Genomic DNA, 14,999 nt, shown 5'->3' with positions numbered 1-14,999 from the left:
ACGGGTGTTCAGGGACCAGCCGAAAGCGCTGTACGTGCTCGCGATGACCGAGCTGTGGGAGCGCTTCGGCTACTACACGCTGACCACCGTCTTCACGCTCTATCTGGTCGACGTCCTGAAGCTCCAGGATGCCCAGGCGTATCTCCTGTTTGGCGCCTTCACCTCGTTCGCGTTCCTGACCCCGGTCTTGGGCGGCGCGATCGCCGACCGGGTCCTGGGGCACGGCCGGGCCATCATTCTCGGCGCGACGATGATGTCGGCCGGCTACCTGATCCTGTCGCTGTCCTCGACCGCGACCATGTACATCGCGCTCGGCGTACTGGTTGTCGGAAACGGGCTTTTCAAGCCGAACGTGTCCGCCCTTCTCGGCCATTTCTTCGGCGACAACGACCCGCGCAGGGCGTCCGCCTTCACCCTGTTCTACATGGGCATCAATCTCGGCTCGCTGGGCGCCACCCTGATTGCCGGCATCCTCGCCACGGAATTCGGCTACTGGGTCGCCTTCGCCGCCGCCGGCTGCGGCAAGGCGCTCGCCCTTCTGACCTACACCTTCGGCCGCCGCTTTCTCGACGAGCACGACGCGCCGCGGGACGAGCACAACACGAGCCTGACCGCCCACGGGCTCGTCGTGATCGCGCTGGCGGCGATGGTGCTGATTTCCGTCTATCTGATCGCCCACCCGGTTGCGGCCGGCTATTTCCTGGCCATCGTGCAGACGCTGGTGGTGGCCGGCTATCTGGTGCTCGTCTTCCGTGAGCGCGCGAACGTGCGCAATCGGCTCCTCTCCCATCTGGTGCTCGTGGCCTTCTCCGTCGCGTTCTGGGCCGTCTATCAGCAGGACGTGACGTCGGTGATGGTCTTCACCCAGCGCGATCTCGACCTCAATATCTTCGGCTGGCAGTCGCCGCCGGAGGAGTTCTCGTCGCTCAATCCGTTCTTCATCCTGGCGCTGTCGCCGCTGCTCGCCTTCCTGTGGCCGGCGATCGAACGCCGCGGCATCAATTTCGACGACGTGATGAAGTTCGCCTTCGGCCTCGCCTTCCTCGGCGCCGGCTACTGGATCCTGACGCTCGGCATCTTCGAAACGCCGGAGGGCGCGAAGACCATGGCCTACTGGGTGGTGCTGTTCTTCCTGTTCCTGTCGATCGGCGAACTCATGCTGTCCCCGGTCGGCCTCGCCCTGACAACGGAGCTCGCGCCGCGCCATCTGGCCGGGTTCGCGATGGGGATCTGGCTGATGGCGACCTCGGGCGCGAACTATATCGCCGGCCTTCTCGGCGGGCTGGCCTCGGTGCCGGACGGCACCGCCCCTGCCCGACAGGTCGAGGTCTATTCCCACGCCTTCTTCGTCTACGGCGCGATCTGTCTTGCCGCGGCCGCAGGGCTGTTGATGCTGGTTCCGCTGATCCGGCGGGCGATGCGCGCCGGCTGAGGCCCCGCGGTCCGGCAGTACCGCCCTGCCGCGGGCACCGGACCTGCCCTACCCCCCGTAGAGGTCCCGATAGGCTTCGCGAAGCGCAGCCTTCTGCACCTTGCCCATGATGTTGCGCGGCAGCTCGTCGACGATCACCACCCGTTTCGGGATCTTGAAGGAAGCCAGCTCGCCCTCCAGACCGGAGCGGATCCCTTCTTCGCTGACGTGGGCGCCGGGCTTGATGGCGATGACGGCCGTCACCCCTTCCCCGAAATCGCGGTGCGGCACACCGATGACGGCCGATTCCTTCACGCCCGGAAGCGCGTCGATCGCCGCCTCGATCTCGGCCGGATAGACGTTGAAGCCGCCGGAGATGACCAGATCCTTGGCACGGCCGGCGATGCAGACATAGCCGTCGCCGTCGACATAGCCGAGGTCCCCGGTGATAAACCATCCATCCGCGCGGAATTCCTCCGCCGTCTTCTCCGGCTTCTTCCAGTAGCCCTTGAAGACGTTCGGCCCGCTGACCTCGATCACGCCGACCTCTCCGTCGGGGAGCACATCTCCGCTCTCCGGATCGGCGATCCGCACCGACACGCCCGGCAGCGGCATGCCGACCGTTCCCGGCTTGCGGGCACCGTCATAGGGGTTGGAGGTGATCATCGACGTCTCGGTCATGCCGTAGCGCTCGAGGATCGCCTGGCCGGTGCGCTCGAAGAAGTACTTGTGGGTTTCCGGAGACAGCGGCGCCGAGCCGGAAATGAACAGCCGCATGCCGGATACCAGGTCCCGGTCGAACGCGTCGGAGCCGAGCAGCCGCGAGTAGAAGGTCGGCACGCCCATCATGACGGTGGCCTGCGGCAGGGCCGCCAGAACCGCGTCGACATCGAACTTCGGCAGGAAGATCATCGCCGCCCCGGCGCGCATCGCCGTGTTCGTCGCGGTGAACAGGCCGTGGACGTGGAAGATCGGCAGCGTGTGCAACAGCACGTCGTCCTTGCCGAACTGCCACAGCTCGACCAGCGCCTCGGCATTGGAGGCGAGGTTCTCGTGGGTGATCATCGCGCCCTTGGAACGCCCCGTCGTGCCGGACGTGTAGAGGATCGCGGCGAGATCGTCCCCGCCAACGCCAATGTCCCGGAAGCCGTCCACGGGCATTTCGGCCACCGCGTCGCTGAAACTGCCCTCGCCGTTTCCGTCCAGCGTCTCGACCCGAGGAACGCCGGCCTTCTCCGCGACCGGAGACAGCGCATCCAGCTTCGCCGGATCGCAGACGAACAGCGCCGGCTCCGCGTCGTCGAGGAAATAATCCAGCTCGGCCGGGGTATAGGCCGTATTGAGCGGCAGGTAGACCGCTCCGGCGCGGATGGCCGCCAGATAGAGGAACAGCCCCTCCACGGATTTCTCGATCTGCACGGCGACCCGGTCGCCCGGCGCCACGCCGAGCGCGACCAGCGCTGCAGCGGCCTGACCGGTCAGGGCCTCCATTTCGCGGTAGGTGATCCGCCGGTCTCCGGCGATCAGGAACGTGCTTTCCTCGTCGGCATCGGCGACGAGCCGGCGGAACAGCTCAGACATCGTCGGCCACCAGTTCCTTCGGCTCCGGCAGGGAGCGCGCGAGCTTCTTCACGCCGGACGAGGCCGCGACGGCGCGGTCGTTCACGAAGCCTTCGTGGTTCTTTTCGATATCGGAGAGGACGTAGAGATAGTTCACCATCACACCGTGCGCGGTCCGCAGAGCCTTCGGGGAAAGGTCGGCGGCTGGATTGATCCGTTCGAGACGCGCGCCATTGCCCAGATGGAACCGGGCGACGGGATCGAGAAGGCGACCCCGCTCGTCGCGCGCCTTCGTCAGGTACCACGCTGCAAGCGTCGGCAACACCTTCGCAAGGTCTTCCCGCGCCGCCTCGTCCTGCCACCAGCCGTCCGTGTCGAGCCGCTTCAGCGCCGGCCGCATCTCCTTCGGAATGATCGTCGAGCGCTTCTTGGCCCGCTCTTCGGCGAGCCAGTCGGCGAACCCCGGCACCGGCGAAAGCGTGACGAAGGTCTTCAGGTCGCGCAGTTCGCGCTGCAGGTCTTCCACCACCTGCTTGATCAGGAAGTTGCCGAAGGAGATGCCCTGCAGCCCCTTCTGGCAGTTGGAGATCGAATAGAAGACGGCCGTGGTCGCCTCCTTCAGGGAGATCGGCTGACGATCGGTTTCCAGGATCGGAGCGATCGCCCCGGGGATTTCCGTGGTCAGCGCCACTTCGACGAAGATCAGCGGATCGTCGCCGAGCCTGGGATGGAAAAAGGCGTAGAGGCGCCGGTCGGGCAGATCGATCCGGCCGCGCAGATCGTCCCAGTCGCGGATCGCATGGACCGCCTCGTACTTGATGATCTTTTCCAGAACGGCCGCCGAGGTCTGCCAGTCGATCCGCCGCAGGATCAGGAAGCCCCGATTGAACCAGGTCTGGAAGAGCGACTTGAAGTCGTCGTTCAGGGTCCAGAACTCCGGATGGTCCTTCAGCCGCTCCAGAAGGTCGAGCCGCATGGCGACCAGATCGGCCGTTCCGCCGGGGGCGAAATTGAGCCGCCGGAACAGTTCGAGCCGCCGGGGTTCCGAGGCGGTGTGCAGGGCCTTGGCGGTTTTCTCCCCCGGCTCTTCCATGAAGCGCGCGCAGGCGGCGCCGAGCCGCTCGCGATCGGCCCCGTATTTCTCGACCAGAAGCCGGAAGAACGAGGTCCGGCCGGCATAGTCGAGCGCCCGGTAGCCATCCAGCAGCTCCCGCGCCCGGGCCACGCCCGACGCCTCGCCGGGAGACGACAGAAGCAGATCCGCGAGCTCGCCGAGCGCCCGACCGCTGGGCCGCCGGGGTCGGCGCCAGTCGACCAGCGCCCTGCCCCGATCGCTGATGATTTGAAGGAGATCGTTCAAGACCGAAGCCTGCGTCATGGGGCCGATGATGGGGGAACGTGGCGGCGATCTCAATCGCCGCGACGCGGGGAGCGACAGATTGTCGGCGAAGCCGGGATCTTGGGCCGGATCGCGCGCCGGAACGGCCGTCACGCAGCCGAGGTCCGACCGGCTTCCTCGCCGAGAAGCTCGGTCAGCCGGTCGACCATGTCCTTGGTCGGCGCATTCATCTCCCGGCGCGGACCGGCCACGTTCAGGACGATTTCCAGCGCGCGCTCGCGCTCCTTGGCGCCGTCGAGAAGACGCGGCAGCGTCGAAAAGGCCCTGTCCGGCTCGAAGTCGATGATGATCGTCTGATCATGGATGATCCGCGTCCGCGCCTGTTCGGAGAGCGATGCGAACGGCTCCGTCTTCGACAGGAGATCGTTGGAACGCTCCAGCCGCGACCTGCGCACCGAGCCCCGCGCCCGGGCCAGCAGGATCATCATCCTGATCACTGCTTCGGCCAGTCCTCCGGATTCCATCCTGTCCAGGGCCTCGCGGACTTCCGGAAGGTCGCGGTACGACCCGACCGCGTCCCGTCCGGCCGGCATCGAGGCTGCCTCGCCAAGCCGATGCATCCAGGGAGAGCCGAAGATCGCATTGAAGGTGAGTTCGTAGGTCGCGTCGCGCAGGTCCCGATAGAGATCCCAGTCGCGCTCGACCGCATCGGCGAAGAGGTGCTCCATGACCTTGAACGGGTTGTCGCTGCGCGCTGGCCGGCGATAGGTCCGGGCCAGATCCGCGCCCGGGACCAGCATACTCATGACCGGATTGCGGTCCGACAGGAGCCGCCGGCGGCGGCGCAACGGGTGCGACTGGAAGTAGGCCCGGGCACTCGCCGGCGTGACCGCAGCCTGGACGAACGGCCTTGCCGAAAGGTCGTAGATTTCCTGGCCAAGCGAGGACAGGCGCGAGACGGCGGCGAACTCCGCCTCGTCTTCCCGACCGTCATCCTGCGACGCGATGTCGGCGATGGTGCGCGACTGGAAATCAACGGTGAAGGTGGCCGCGCTCCCCTCGCCCGACTTCTCCACCACTTCCATCTCGTAGAGCCCGGGCGCCAGCGCCTCGATCATCTCGATGGTCGAGGCGATCTGGGCATGCTCGCGTCGCGCCACCTTGCCGGAGACGAAGAGCCCCAGATGGCCGACATCCTCGTGGATCATGTAGATGATCCGCTGGCCGCGCACGCGGATCTCCTGCTCGTCGCGGTAGAGATCCGAGATCCAGTTCAGCGCCTGCTCAGGCGGCGTGATGTTGTCGCCCCGCGAGGCGAACACGACGATCGGCTGGCTGATGCGGCGCAGATCGACGAACTCGCCCGGCGCGAAGGACGCCTCACCCCGGCCGAGCTTGTTGCCGATGAAGAGGTTTTCCAGGATCCAGCGGATCTCGGCCTCGTTCATGAAAAAGAAGCCGGACCACCAGCGCTCGAATTCCAGGAAACGATCGCGCTCGGTGTCGACGTTGTCGAACAGGTCGTAATATTTGCGCCACCAGGTCTTGCCCGGATTGAGCGCCTCGAAGTTCAGAACGAGGTTGGCACCGTCGAACTTGCCGTTGCCCAGGTCCGACAAGATCAGCGCCGGCAGCACGCCGCCGGCGAGCCCGCCGAAATAGCGCATCGGGTTCACCCCGTTGCGGCCGGACCAGTAGGACAGCGGCGCGCCGTTCATCACCAGGGGACCGGTCAGCTCCGGGTTCGAGGCGGCCAGAAGCATTCCGGCCCACCCGCCCTGGCAGTTGCCGATCACGACCGGCTTCGGCGCATCCGGGTGCAGGCCGGCGATGCGGCGGAGAAATTCCGCTTCCGCCTGGGTGACGTCGCCCAGCGTCTGACCCGGTTCAGGTTCGGGGTGGAAGGCGACGAAATAGACCGGATGCCCGTTGGTGATGGCGATGCCGACCTGGCTGTCGGACTTGAAGCCGCCGATTCCTGCGCCGTGGCCAGCCCGGGGATCGATGATCACGAAGGGCCGCTTGTCCGGATCCACGCGGACGCCCTCGGGCGGCAGGATCTTCAGCAGCGAATAGTTGACGGGGCGCGGCAGGGACCGGCCGTCGACCACCGTCTCGTGAGCGAAATAGAGGACCGGCGGCTGCCCCGCCGCCTCATGGGCCAGGAAGATGTTTCCGCGCTCCCTCAGGGTATCCATGTAGAGGAACCAGCGCTGCACCGCGTCGACCGCGTATGCGGCCACGTCCTCGGCGAGCCCGGACGGATGCGAGGCCGTCCATGCTTTGGTCGCGGCCTCGCGATTCGCCTCCGCCATTCCCGACAGGCGATTGGCTAGGGCGTGGCCATGCAGCATGGTCAGATTGGCCATCTCGCCCTGCCATTTGACGAACCCCGTCGTCATCCGGTTCCAGGCGTCCACGCGGGCGTGAAGGCCGAGACTTTCGGCCGAAGGCGGGAGGCCGGCGCCAAATCCGAGATCTGGTCGAAGCGTGGACGTCAGCATGGGCGGCTCTCCGGATCGAAACTTTGTCAGCCCGGCGGTTCGGACTCGCTGGATTCAACGCGCCGGCGCAAAGGCCTTTGCCTCCATATTGCAACGCAATATATCGAAGGCGTGACGAACCTTTGTCCACCCCCGACCGTTGGATCCTCCATGGTTTCATTCTCCAATGACCGAACAGTGTCGGTGCTCTCCACCGAGCGCCTGCACAGCGGTTTCCTGACGCTCGACAAGGTGCAGGTCCGCATCGAGCGGCCCGGCAAGGCGCCCATGGACATGGAGCGCGAGATCCACGACCACGGTCAGGTGGTGTCGGTCTTGCCGTACGATCCGGTGCGCGGCACAGCAGTGGTTGTCCGCCAGCTTCGGGTCCCGCTCCTGCTCAACGGGGAACCCGATCCGTTCCTGATGGAGGCTTGCGCGGGCATCATCGATCCGGAGGACGGCTCGGACGAGACCGCCTGCCGCCGCGAAGCGCAGGAGGAGACCGGGCTCGCCCTCGGCGATCTGCAGCACGTCACGACCGTCTACACCTCTCCCGGCGCCCTGACGGAATCGATCCGGCTCTATCTCGGCGTCTACTCGGACGCCAACCGGGTCCACGACGGCGGCGGGCACGACGCGGACGAGGACATCGACGTGATCGAGCTGCCGCTCGCGGACCTAGCCGACCTCCAGTCCAGGGGCGCCATCATGGATGCCAAGCTCCTCATCCTGATTCAGACCCTGATGCTGCAGAAGCCGGAGCTCTTCCGCGGCTGAAAACCGGCCGATGCGGCCGGAATCGCCGCTTTTGCAGTGCAATCGGATTCCTTTTCCGTCTCGTCGCCGCGATTTGGAAAACCATGTCGCGTAAAGCGTGCCGGCTTTCTCTATCTCTTCCAGACTGATCGTGGATTTGCGCCAAGCGCACACAGTCCGGGAGCCGAAACCTCATGAGTGCAGCACCGCACACCGACGCCGGCAAACTCTCCGTCTTCCCGACTTTCCACCGGGTCGAGGGACGCAGGGTCGTGATCGTGGGCGGCGGGGACGAGGCCGGCGCGAAGATCCGGCTCCTGTCGGAAACCAACGCTCACCTGGTCGTCATCGCGCCGGAGCTGTCGCCTGCCGCATCGAAGGCGGTGCAGACCGCCGGCGCCTCCTGGCATGCCCGCGACTTTTCCGTTTCCGACGTCGAGGGCGCGGCCCTCGTTTTCGCCGCCTCCGGCGAGGAGGCGGATGACCGGGCCGTGGTCGATGCCGCCCGCGCCGCCGGCGTGCCTGTCAACGCGGTCGACCGTCCCGAAATCTGCGATTTCTACGTGGGCGCGCTGGTCAACCGGGCGCCTGTGGCGGTCGCCATCACCTCGTCCGGCACCGGCCCGGTTCTGGCCCGTCACATCCGCGCGAAGATCGAGGCGATGCTGCCCCGGGAGACCGGCGCGCTGGCGCGCATCGCCGAGAACCTGCGCGACACCATCGCCTCCGTGTTCAAGGACGGCGTCGAGCGGCGGCGCTACTGGGAGCGGTTCTTCGCAGGCTCCGTAGCCGACACCCTGCGCGAAGAAGGCGAGGATGCCGCCCGTCACACGGCTGAAACCCTGATCGGCCATCGCTCGGGGGCAGGCTACGTGACGCTGGTGGGCGCCGGACCCGGTGCGGAAGACCTGCTGACCCTCCGCGCCCAGCGCGTGCTTCAGGAGGCCGACGTGATCGTGCATGACCAGCTCGTTCCCGATGCGGTTGTCGCCATGGGCCGGCGCGACGCGGAACGGGTCGCCGTCGGCAAGGCCAAGGGCGCCCATTCCGTCACCCAGCAGCGCATCAACGAGATCCTGGTGGAGCGCGCCCGGCGCGGCGAGCGCGTGGTTCGCCTGAAGAGCGGCGATCCGATGATCTTCGGGCGTGCCGGCGAGGAGATCGCGGCGCTGGAAGAGGCCGATATCGCTTACGAGATCGTTCCCGGCGTGACGGCTGCCCTGGCCGCCGCGTCCTCGGCGAAGATCCCGCTGACGCTGCGCGGCGTCACCTCCAGCGTCGTGTTCGCCACAGGCCACGACAAGGACGGCGGCGTGCTGCCGGACTGGGCCAATCTCGCGCTCTCCGGTTCCACCGTGGCCGTCTACATGGGCCGCACGGTCGCCGGCAAGATCGCCACCCGGCTGATGGCCGCCGGCCTGAAGGGCTCGACCCCTGTCGGCGTCGTGGAGAACGCGGCCCGCTCCGACGAGCGGCTTCTCACCGGCCGGCTCGACGATCTGCCGGCGCTCGCCCGCCGTCCGGACGTGTCCGGCCCCGTTCTCATCGTCATCGGCGAGGCCGTCGCCCACGCCGGAGCCACCCACGCACAGCCGCTCGCCGCCGAGCGGGCGTTCGTCGCAGCTGCCTGAGGCCCCGTCCCATGAAGGTCATCACCGCCAATCGCCTGACCGACGGCATCGTCGTCTTTCTCGGCCGCAGCCACCGCTGGGTCGAGGACATCGATGACGTGACCGCCCTTGAGGAGGACGCCGCCGTGGAGGCCGCCCTTGCGGCCGCCGAACGCGATGTCGCCAACCGGGAAGTGGTCGAGCCTTATGCGATCGACGTGAGGGCCGAGAACGGCGGCCTCGTTCCCGTGAAGCTGCGCGAAGCGATCCGCGCCAAGGGCCCCACCGTGCGCCTCGATCTCGGCAAGCAGGCCGAGGGCGCCGCCAAGGTCGACACAGCAGCCTGATTCCGTCGAAGGACGAACCCTGACATGTACCGCTACGACGAATTCGATCACGCCTTCGTCCGGGCCCGCACCGAGCAGTTCCGGGACCAGGTCAACCGGCGCCTGTCAGGCGAACTGACGGAGGACGAGTTCAAGCCGCTCCGGCTGATGAACGGCGTCTACCTGCAGCTTCACGCCTACATGCTGCGGGTGGCCGTGCCCTACGGCACGCTGTCCTCGAAGCAGATGCGGATGCTTGGCCACATCGCCCGCAAGTACGATCGCGGCTACGGCCATTTCACCACCCGCCAGAACATCCAGTACAACTGGCCGCGACTGGCCGACATTCCCGCGATCCTTGAGGATCTCGCAAGCGTCGAGATGCATGCCATCCAGACGTCCGGGAACTGCATCCGCAACGTGACCGCGGACCATTTCGCCGGCGCGGCCGCCGACGAGGTGGCCGATCCCCGCCCCTATGCGGAGATCATCCGCCAGTGGTCGTCGCTGCACCCGGAGTTCACGTTCCTGCCCCGCAAGTTCAAGGTCGCCGTTTCGGGCGCCGAGCGCGACCGGGCGGCGATCCGGGTCCACGACATCGGCCTGCAGATCAAGCGGGACGAGACCGGCACGCTGGGCTTCGAGGTGTGGGTCGGCGGCGGCCAGGGCCGCACCCCGATGATCGCCAAGAAGGTGCGCGACTTCGTGGCCGAGCCCGACCTGCTCGCCTATCTCGAGGCGATCCTGCGCGTCTACAATCTCTACGGACGCCGGGACAACAAGTACAAGGCGCGCATCAAGATCCTGGTCCACGAGACCGGGATCGACGACCTCAAGCGCGACATCGAGGCCGAGTTCGAAGCGATCCGCGACGGCGCCCTGACGCTCCCGCAGGAGTCCATCGAGGCGATCGAGGCCTATTTCGCTCCCCCGGCTTTCGACGTGGACGTGGTGGAGAGCGCTGACCAGGCCGCAAGCGACGACCCCGGCTATTCGCTGTGGCGCGAGACCAACGTCCACGCCCACAAGACGCCGGGTTACGCGTCCGTCACGATCTCCCTGAAGCCGATCGGCGGCATTCCGGGCGACGCCACGGCGGAGCAGATGGAAGCGGTAGCCGATATCGCGGAACGGTACTCGTTCGACGAGATCCGGGTGAGCCACGAGCAGAACCTGGTCCTTCCCCACGTCGCCCGCCGCGAGCTGCCCGCGGTCCACGCCGCGCTGGTGGAGGCGGAGCTGGCGGAGGCGAATGCCGGTCTGGTCACCGACATCATCGCCTGCCCCGGCCTGGATTACTGCGCGCTCGCCAACGCCCGCTCGATCCCGGTCTCCCAGAAGCTCTCCGAGCGCTTCGGCGATCCGGTGCGCCAGCGCGAGATCGGGCCGCTGTCGATCAAGATCTCCGGCTGCATCAACGCCTGCGGTCATCACCATGTCGGCCACATCGGCATCCTGGGTGTCGACCGGAAGGGCCAGGAATTCTATCAGATCACCCTCGGCGGCGCGCCGGGCGAGGATGCGGCCATCGGCCAGATCATCGGCCGCGGCTTCTCCGAGGACGACGTGGTCGATGCCGTGGAGACCATCGTCGACACCTACCTTCAGCTCAGGACCGGCCCTGACGAGCCGTTCCTGGCTGCCTACCGCCGTCTCGGCGACCACCCCTTCAAGGAGGCGCTCTATGGCCCCGCTCGCACAGCAGCGTGATTCGGAGTTCGAGTCCGCGCCACAGGACCGCGCCGAGCTCGCCGTCGCTCTCGAGCGGCAGATGAAGGTCCGGCGCTCGTTGGACACGCTCCGCTCGGTGCTGCTCGAGGGCTCCGCCGGCCGCGTCGCCGTGGTCTCTTCCTTCGGCGGCGAATCGGCTGTGCTGCTGGCGCTGGTCGCCGAAATCAAGCCGGATGCCCCCGTCATCTTCCTGGAGACCGGCAAGCATTTTCCCGAGACGCTGCGTCACCGGGATCAGCTCGCGGCCCAGCTCGGTCTCACCAACGTGCAGTCGATCACCCCCGCCGAGGACGATCTCGCGGAGGACGACCCGCAGGGCACCCTGTGGGCCAAAGACACCGATCGCTGCTGCACCATCCGCAAGGTGCTGCCGCTGGAACGGGCGCTTTCGGGCTATGATTCCTGGATCACCGGCCGCAAGCGGTTCCAGGCGGCGACCCGCAACGCGCTTCCCCTGGTCGAGTGGGACGGGCTGCACGTGAAGGTCAATCCGCTGGCCGACTGGACCAAGGAAGACCTCGCCGCCTTCATGGAGGAGCGCGCGCTTCCCTCCCATCCGCTGACCGCCCAGGGCTTTCCGTCGATCGGCTGCATGCCGTGCACCTCGCGCGTCGAGGAAGGCGCCGACGAGCGCTCCGGACGCTGGCAGGGATCGGGCAAGGTCGAATGCGGCATCCATCTCGGCAGGGACCGGGCGGCATGAGCACCGACACGCAGACGCCCGCGGACGTCTTCCGCAACGGAGCCTTCGAACCCGATGACTGGGTGGTGCTCGACGCGGAGGCGCCGCTGCCGGAAGACGGACGTGCCATCGTGCCGCTCGCCCGCTATCAGGAGGAGCGCGAGAGCCTGCGCGCCTCCAACCAGCCGCTCGGCATCCTGATTTCGCCCGGCGAGAAGATCGAGGACGTCGCCGACGATCTCGGCCGCTTCTCCGTGCTGGCGATCGCCTTTCCCGCCTACACCGACGGGCGCGGCTACTCGACCGCGCGGCTCGCCCGCGAGCGCTACGGCTTTGCCGGCGAACTCCGCGCCGTCGGCAACGTGCTGGCGGACCAGGTGCCGCTGATGGCCCGGTGCGGGTTCGACGCTTTCGTCGTCACCAAACCCGCCGCCCGCAAGGTGCTGGAAGCCGGTGGCGCGCCCGACGTGCCGGTCTACTATCAGCCGACCACCCGTGATGAGGGCGCCGTCTCGACGATCCGCCCGTGGATGCGCCGCTCTCCGCCCGGCGTGGCGTGAGGGCGCTGCCTGGGGGCGCAGACGGGCGAAAGTTTCCGTCAGCCGTCAATGCGGCGCGCCGCCTCTCGCGAGGGCGATGTGATGCGCCCGGTGGTGATCGCCGGTTGCCATCAGACCGAAGAAACCGAGGGCGCGGATCTTCATCGCATCGTCCGCCGTCGGTCCGGTAACCGTCCAGACGATCGTATCCCCGTCCTCGTCGACCTGAGAGGACCAGCCGGTCTCGGCGGCAAGCACCGGGCCGTGGGCGGGGACCATCCGTCCGGCGGCCTCTCCGCCACGTCCGGCCCGGGCCACCCGCATGCGCAGCCCCCCGTCGATCGGTTCGGCGGTAACATTGGCGGCCAGAACAAGCTGGTTCATGTCGACCAGATGGGTCCGCAGCGCATCGATGTCGACGCGCGCCCAGTCGGTGTCTGGAGCCGCCGAAAACAGCGCGACGATCTCCGCAATTGCCGCGAAAGCCGCATCGCCGGGCTCGCTCGGCAGGACACGGTCGGCGGCGGGAGCCGGCGTCGCACCGGTCCTATGCCCGGCGTGATCCATGTGCTGCGCATGTCCGGACTGGGCGCCCAGAAACAGACCGGCGAGTAAGGTCGCCGCGATTGTCCATGGCGTGCTCATCGGCCGCTCCCTGATCGTCGATGGTGAGCGACCCGTAGCACCTGCGGTGCCGGCGAGATATGATTGCGATCATGTCGGCATCCGCATTCTTCTCGAAACTCGAAGCCGCCTGCATGCCGGAGAAATCACGCATCGTCCGGATGCAGGCGGGCGACGTCTTCTTCCGGCAGGGCGATGCCACACCGGGACTTTCGATGGTGGTCGAGGGCCGGGTCGATCTTCTGCGGACGACCGATGCAGGCCAGCAGGTTCGCATCCACGTGGGACGCGCCGGCGAGACCTTCGCCGAGGCCTCCCTTTATTCCGAAACGTGCCACTGCGACGCCGTCGCCGCAGCTCCGACGCAACTCCGCCTGCTGCCGCGACCGGCCGTCCTCCGCGCCTTCGAGCGTTCGCCGGAGCTTTCGCAGGATTTCGCTGCACATCTCGCCCTGTCGCTCATGCGGGCGCGGCGCCTTCTCGAACTCAGGGCGATGACGCCCCTTACGGAACGCGTCCTCGCCCGGCTTGCCGACCTCGTCGATGCCGATGGCACCCTGCCGCCGGACCAATCTCTTCGGTCGATCGCCGACGATCTCGGAGTCTCTGGACCTGCGCTGTACCGGACCATCGCCGAGCTGGCCCGACGCGGCTCCCTCGTCCGTCCCGCGCGTGGGCGCGTCCGGCTTCTCTCCGCGGCGGAGAAGGCCGAGAAGCGAACCCGGCTTGAGTGCTGAAGTGTCTTTCCTCGCAATCCCGGACGGAAAACCGGTTCCCACTTTTCCTGGGATTGCTCCTAGTTCGGCGTGATCGCCACCTTCAGCACACCGTCGCGCTGGTTGGAGAAGAGATCGTAGGCCGCCACGATGTCATCCAGCTTGTAACGGTGGGTGACCAGCGGCTTGAGATCGACACGGCCCGACGAGATCACCTCCATCAGACGGCGCATGCGCTCCTTTCCGCCCGGGCAGAGCGAGGTGATGATCTTGTTGTCGCCGAGGCCCGCATGGAAGGCATCCAGCGGGATCTTCAGGTCGCCGGAATAGACCCCGAGGCTGGAGAGCGTTCCGCCCGGCTTCAGCACGCGCAGGCAGTTCTCGAACGTCGCCTGCAGGCCGAGCGCCTCGATCGCCACGTCGACGCCGCGCCCGTCGGTGATCTTCATGATCTCGGCGACCGGATCTGTGGAGCGGAAGTCGATCGTGTGATCGGCCCCCATGGCCCGCGAGATCTCCAGACGTTCGGGAACGGAATCCACCGTGATGATGGTGGTCGCGCCGCACAGCTTGGCGCCCGCCGTCGCGCACAGGCCGATCGGCCCCTGGGCGAAGACGACGACCGTGTCACCGATCTTGATCTTCCCGGATTCCGCGCCCGCGAAGCCCGTCGACATGATGTCCGGGCACATCAGCACCTGTTCGTCGGTGAGGCCATCCGGCACCGGCGACAGGTTCGCCATGGCATCGGGCACACGGACATATTCGGCCTGGGTGCCGTCGATCGTGTTGCCGAAGCGCCAGCCGCCCATCGGCTTGAGGCCGTGCTTGTGGTGCTGGCCATCCTGGGAGCACAGCCCGTCGAGGCAGGCGTTGGAGTAGCCGGACGGGCAGATCGCCCCGGCGATCACCCGCTGGCCTTCCCTGTAGCCCTGCACGTTGGAGCCGAGCTTCTCGATGATGCCCACCGGCTCGTGGCCGATGGTCAGACCCTTCTCGACCGGATACTCGCCTTTCAGGATGTGCACGTCGGTGCCGCAGATCGTCGTGGTGGTGATCCGGAGAAGCGCGTCGTTCGGGCCGATGTCCGGCATCGGCTTGTCGTCCAGCTCGATCCGGCCGGGCTCCACGAAAACGGCGGCTTTGATCATCTCGGCCATGGTGTCGTCCCCCTCAAAGTGGCTGTCGATTGGAGCCAACCCTGCCCGCGAACCCCTCC

General features: G+C 67.1%; 13 protein-coding genes. 8 read left to right on the top strand and 5 right to left on the bottom strand.

The window, feature by feature from the left end; translation table 11 throughout:
- Positions 1-4: 4 nt before the first annotated feature.
- Complete coding sequence (locus J2S73_RS08470; protein WP_306885082.1) at positions 5-1,432, top strand: peptide MFS transporter; 1,428 nt, start codon at positions 5-7, stop codon at positions 1,430-1,432.
- Positions 1,433-1,480: 48 nt separating this feature from the next.
- Here the strand turns inward: J2S73_RS08470 and J2S73_RS08465 are convergent, their stop codons facing one another.
- From J2S73_RS08465 to J2S73_RS08455, 3 genes are all read right to left on the bottom strand, one after another.
- On the bottom strand, positions 1,481-2,992 hold the full coding sequence (locus J2S73_RS08465; RefSeq protein ID WP_306885081.1) for a malonate--CoA ligase: 1,512 nt from the start codon (positions 2,990-2,992) through the stop codon (positions 1,481-1,483).
- Positions 2,985-4,349, bottom strand: a complete 1,365-nt coding sequence (locus J2S73_RS08460) for a malonyl-CoA decarboxylase (protein WP_306885080.1) — start codon at positions 4,347-4,349, stop codon at positions 2,985-2,987. The genes J2S73_RS08465 and J2S73_RS08460 overlap by 8 nt, the downstream gene beginning before the upstream one ends.
- Before the next feature lie 110 nt (positions 4,350-4,459).
- Positions 4,460-6,814 carry a DUF3141 domain-containing protein gene (locus J2S73_RS08455; protein ID WP_306885079.1) on the bottom strand — a complete coding sequence of 785 codons (2,355 nt, stop codon included), beginning with the start codon at positions 6,812-6,814 and terminating at the stop codon, positions 4,460-4,462.
- A gap of 150 nt (positions 6,815-6,964) precedes the next feature.
- On the opposite strand from J2S73_RS08455, the gene J2S73_RS08450 reads away from it, so the two are divergent.
- From J2S73_RS08450 to J2S73_RS08425, 6 genes are all read left to right on the top strand, one after another.
- Positions 6,965-7,573: an NUDIX domain-containing protein gene (locus tag J2S73_RS08450; protein WP_306885078.1), complete on the top strand. Its 609-nt coding sequence runs from the start codon at positions 6,965-6,967 to the stop codon at positions 7,571-7,573.
- Positions 7,574-7,746: 173 nt separating this feature from the next.
- On the top strand, positions 7,747-9,183 hold the full coding sequence (cysG, locus tag J2S73_RS08445) for a siroheme synthase CysG (RefSeq protein ID WP_306885077.1): 1,437 nt from the start codon (positions 7,747-7,749) through the stop codon (positions 9,181-9,183).
- A gap of 11 nt (positions 9,184-9,194) precedes the next feature.
- Positions 9,195-9,509 carry a DUF2849 domain-containing protein gene (locus J2S73_RS08440; RefSeq protein WP_306885076.1) on the top strand — a complete coding sequence of 105 codons (315 nt, stop codon included), beginning with the start codon at positions 9,195-9,197 and terminating at the stop codon, positions 9,507-9,509.
- 24 nt (positions 9,510-9,533) lie between these two features.
- Positions 9,534-11,198, top strand: a complete 1,665-nt coding sequence (locus J2S73_RS08435; RefSeq protein WP_306885075.1) for a nitrite/sulfite reductase — start codon at positions 9,534-9,536, stop codon at positions 11,196-11,198.
- Entirely contained in the window at positions 11,173-11,922 is a 750-nt protein-coding gene (locus tag J2S73_RS08430; RefSeq protein WP_306885074.1) for a phosphoadenylyl-sulfate reductase, read from the top strand. The genes J2S73_RS08435 and J2S73_RS08430 overlap by 26 nt, the downstream gene beginning before the upstream one ends.
- Positions 11,919-12,461 carry a DUF934 domain-containing protein gene (locus J2S73_RS08425; protein WP_306885073.1) on the top strand — a complete coding sequence of 181 codons (543 nt, stop codon included), beginning with the start codon at positions 11,919-11,921 and terminating at the stop codon, positions 12,459-12,461. The genes J2S73_RS08430 and J2S73_RS08425 overlap by 4 nt, the downstream gene beginning before the upstream one ends.
- Before the next feature lie 45 nt (positions 12,462-12,506).
- On the opposite strand, the gene J2S73_RS08420 is transcribed toward J2S73_RS08425, so the two are convergent.
- A complete protein-coding gene (locus J2S73_RS08420; protein WP_306885072.1) occupies positions 12,507-13,085 on the bottom strand; it encodes a hypothetical protein in 579 nt (192 codons plus the stop codon).
- A 71-nt stretch (positions 13,086-13,156) separates the two neighbouring features.
- On the opposite strand from J2S73_RS08420, the gene J2S73_RS08415 reads away from it, so the two are divergent.
- Entirely contained in the window at positions 13,157-13,801 is a 645-nt protein-coding gene (locus tag J2S73_RS08415) for a Crp/Fnr family transcriptional regulator (RefSeq protein ID WP_306885071.1), read from the top strand.
- A gap of 59 nt (positions 13,802-13,860) precedes the next feature.
- On the opposite strand, the gene J2S73_RS08410 is transcribed toward J2S73_RS08415, so the two are convergent.
- Positions 13,861-14,940 (bottom strand): NAD(P)-dependent alcohol dehydrogenase, encoded by a 1,080-nt coding sequence (locus J2S73_RS08410; RefSeq protein WP_306885070.1) that lies wholly within the window; start codon positions 14,938-14,940, stop codon positions 13,861-13,863.
- Positions 14,941-14,999 lie beyond the last annotated feature (59 nt).

Origin of the sequence: Amorphus orientalis (assembly GCF_030814015.1) — a bacterium.
In the GTDB taxonomy this organism is placed as follows: domain Bacteria; phylum Pseudomonadota; class Alphaproteobacteria; order Rhizobiales; family Amorphaceae; genus Amorphus; species Amorphus orientalis.
This window is presented reverse-complemented; position numbering and strand designations above follow the sequence as displayed.

Bases quoted from the DNA above. Each gene is read 5' to 3' on its own strand.
- J2S73_RS08430 (WP_306885074.1), top strand. From the start codon at position 11,173: ATGGCCCCGCTCGCACAGCAGCGTGATTCGGAGTTCGAGTCCGCGCCA.
- J2S73_RS08425 (WP_306885073.1), top strand. From the start codon at position 11,919: ATGAGCACCGACACGCAGACGCCCGCGGACGTCTTCCGCAACGGAGCC.
- J2S73_RS08415 (WP_306885071.1), top strand. From the start codon at position 13,157: ATGTCGGCATCCGCATTCTTCTCGAAACTCGAAGCCGCCTGCATGCCG.
- J2S73_RS08435 (WP_306885075.1), top strand. From the start codon at position 9,534: ATGTACCGCTACGACGAATTCGATCACGCCTTCGTCCGGGCCCGCACC.
- J2S73_RS08420 (WP_306885072.1), bottom strand. From the start codon at position 13,085: ATGAGCACGCCATGGACAATCGCGGCGACCTTACTCGCCGGTCTGTTT.
- J2S73_RS08410 (WP_306885070.1), bottom strand. From the start codon at position 14,940: ATGGCCGAGATGATCAAAGCCGCCGTTTTCGTGGAGCCCGGCCGGATC.
- cysG (WP_306885077.1), top strand. From the start codon at position 7,747: ATGAGTGCAGCACCGCACACCGACGCCGGCAAACTCTCCGTCTTCCCG.
- J2S73_RS08460 (WP_306885080.1), bottom strand. From the start codon at position 4,349: ATGACGCAGGCTTCGGTCTTGAACGATCTCCTTCAAATCATCAGCGAT.
- J2S73_RS08450 (WP_306885078.1), top strand. From the start codon at position 6,965: ATGGTTTCATTCTCCAATGACCGAACAGTGTCGGTGCTCTCCACCGAG.
- J2S73_RS08455 (WP_306885079.1), bottom strand. From the start codon at position 6,814: ATGCTGACGTCCACGCTTCGACCAGATCTCGGATTTGGCGCCGGCCTC.
- J2S73_RS08440 (WP_306885076.1), top strand. From the start codon at position 9,195: ATGAAGGTCATCACCGCCAATCGCCTGACCGACGGCATCGTCGTCTTT.
- J2S73_RS08465 (WP_306885081.1), bottom strand. From the start codon at position 2,992: ATGTCTGAGCTGTTCCGCCGGCTCGTCGCCGATGCCGACGAGGAAAGC.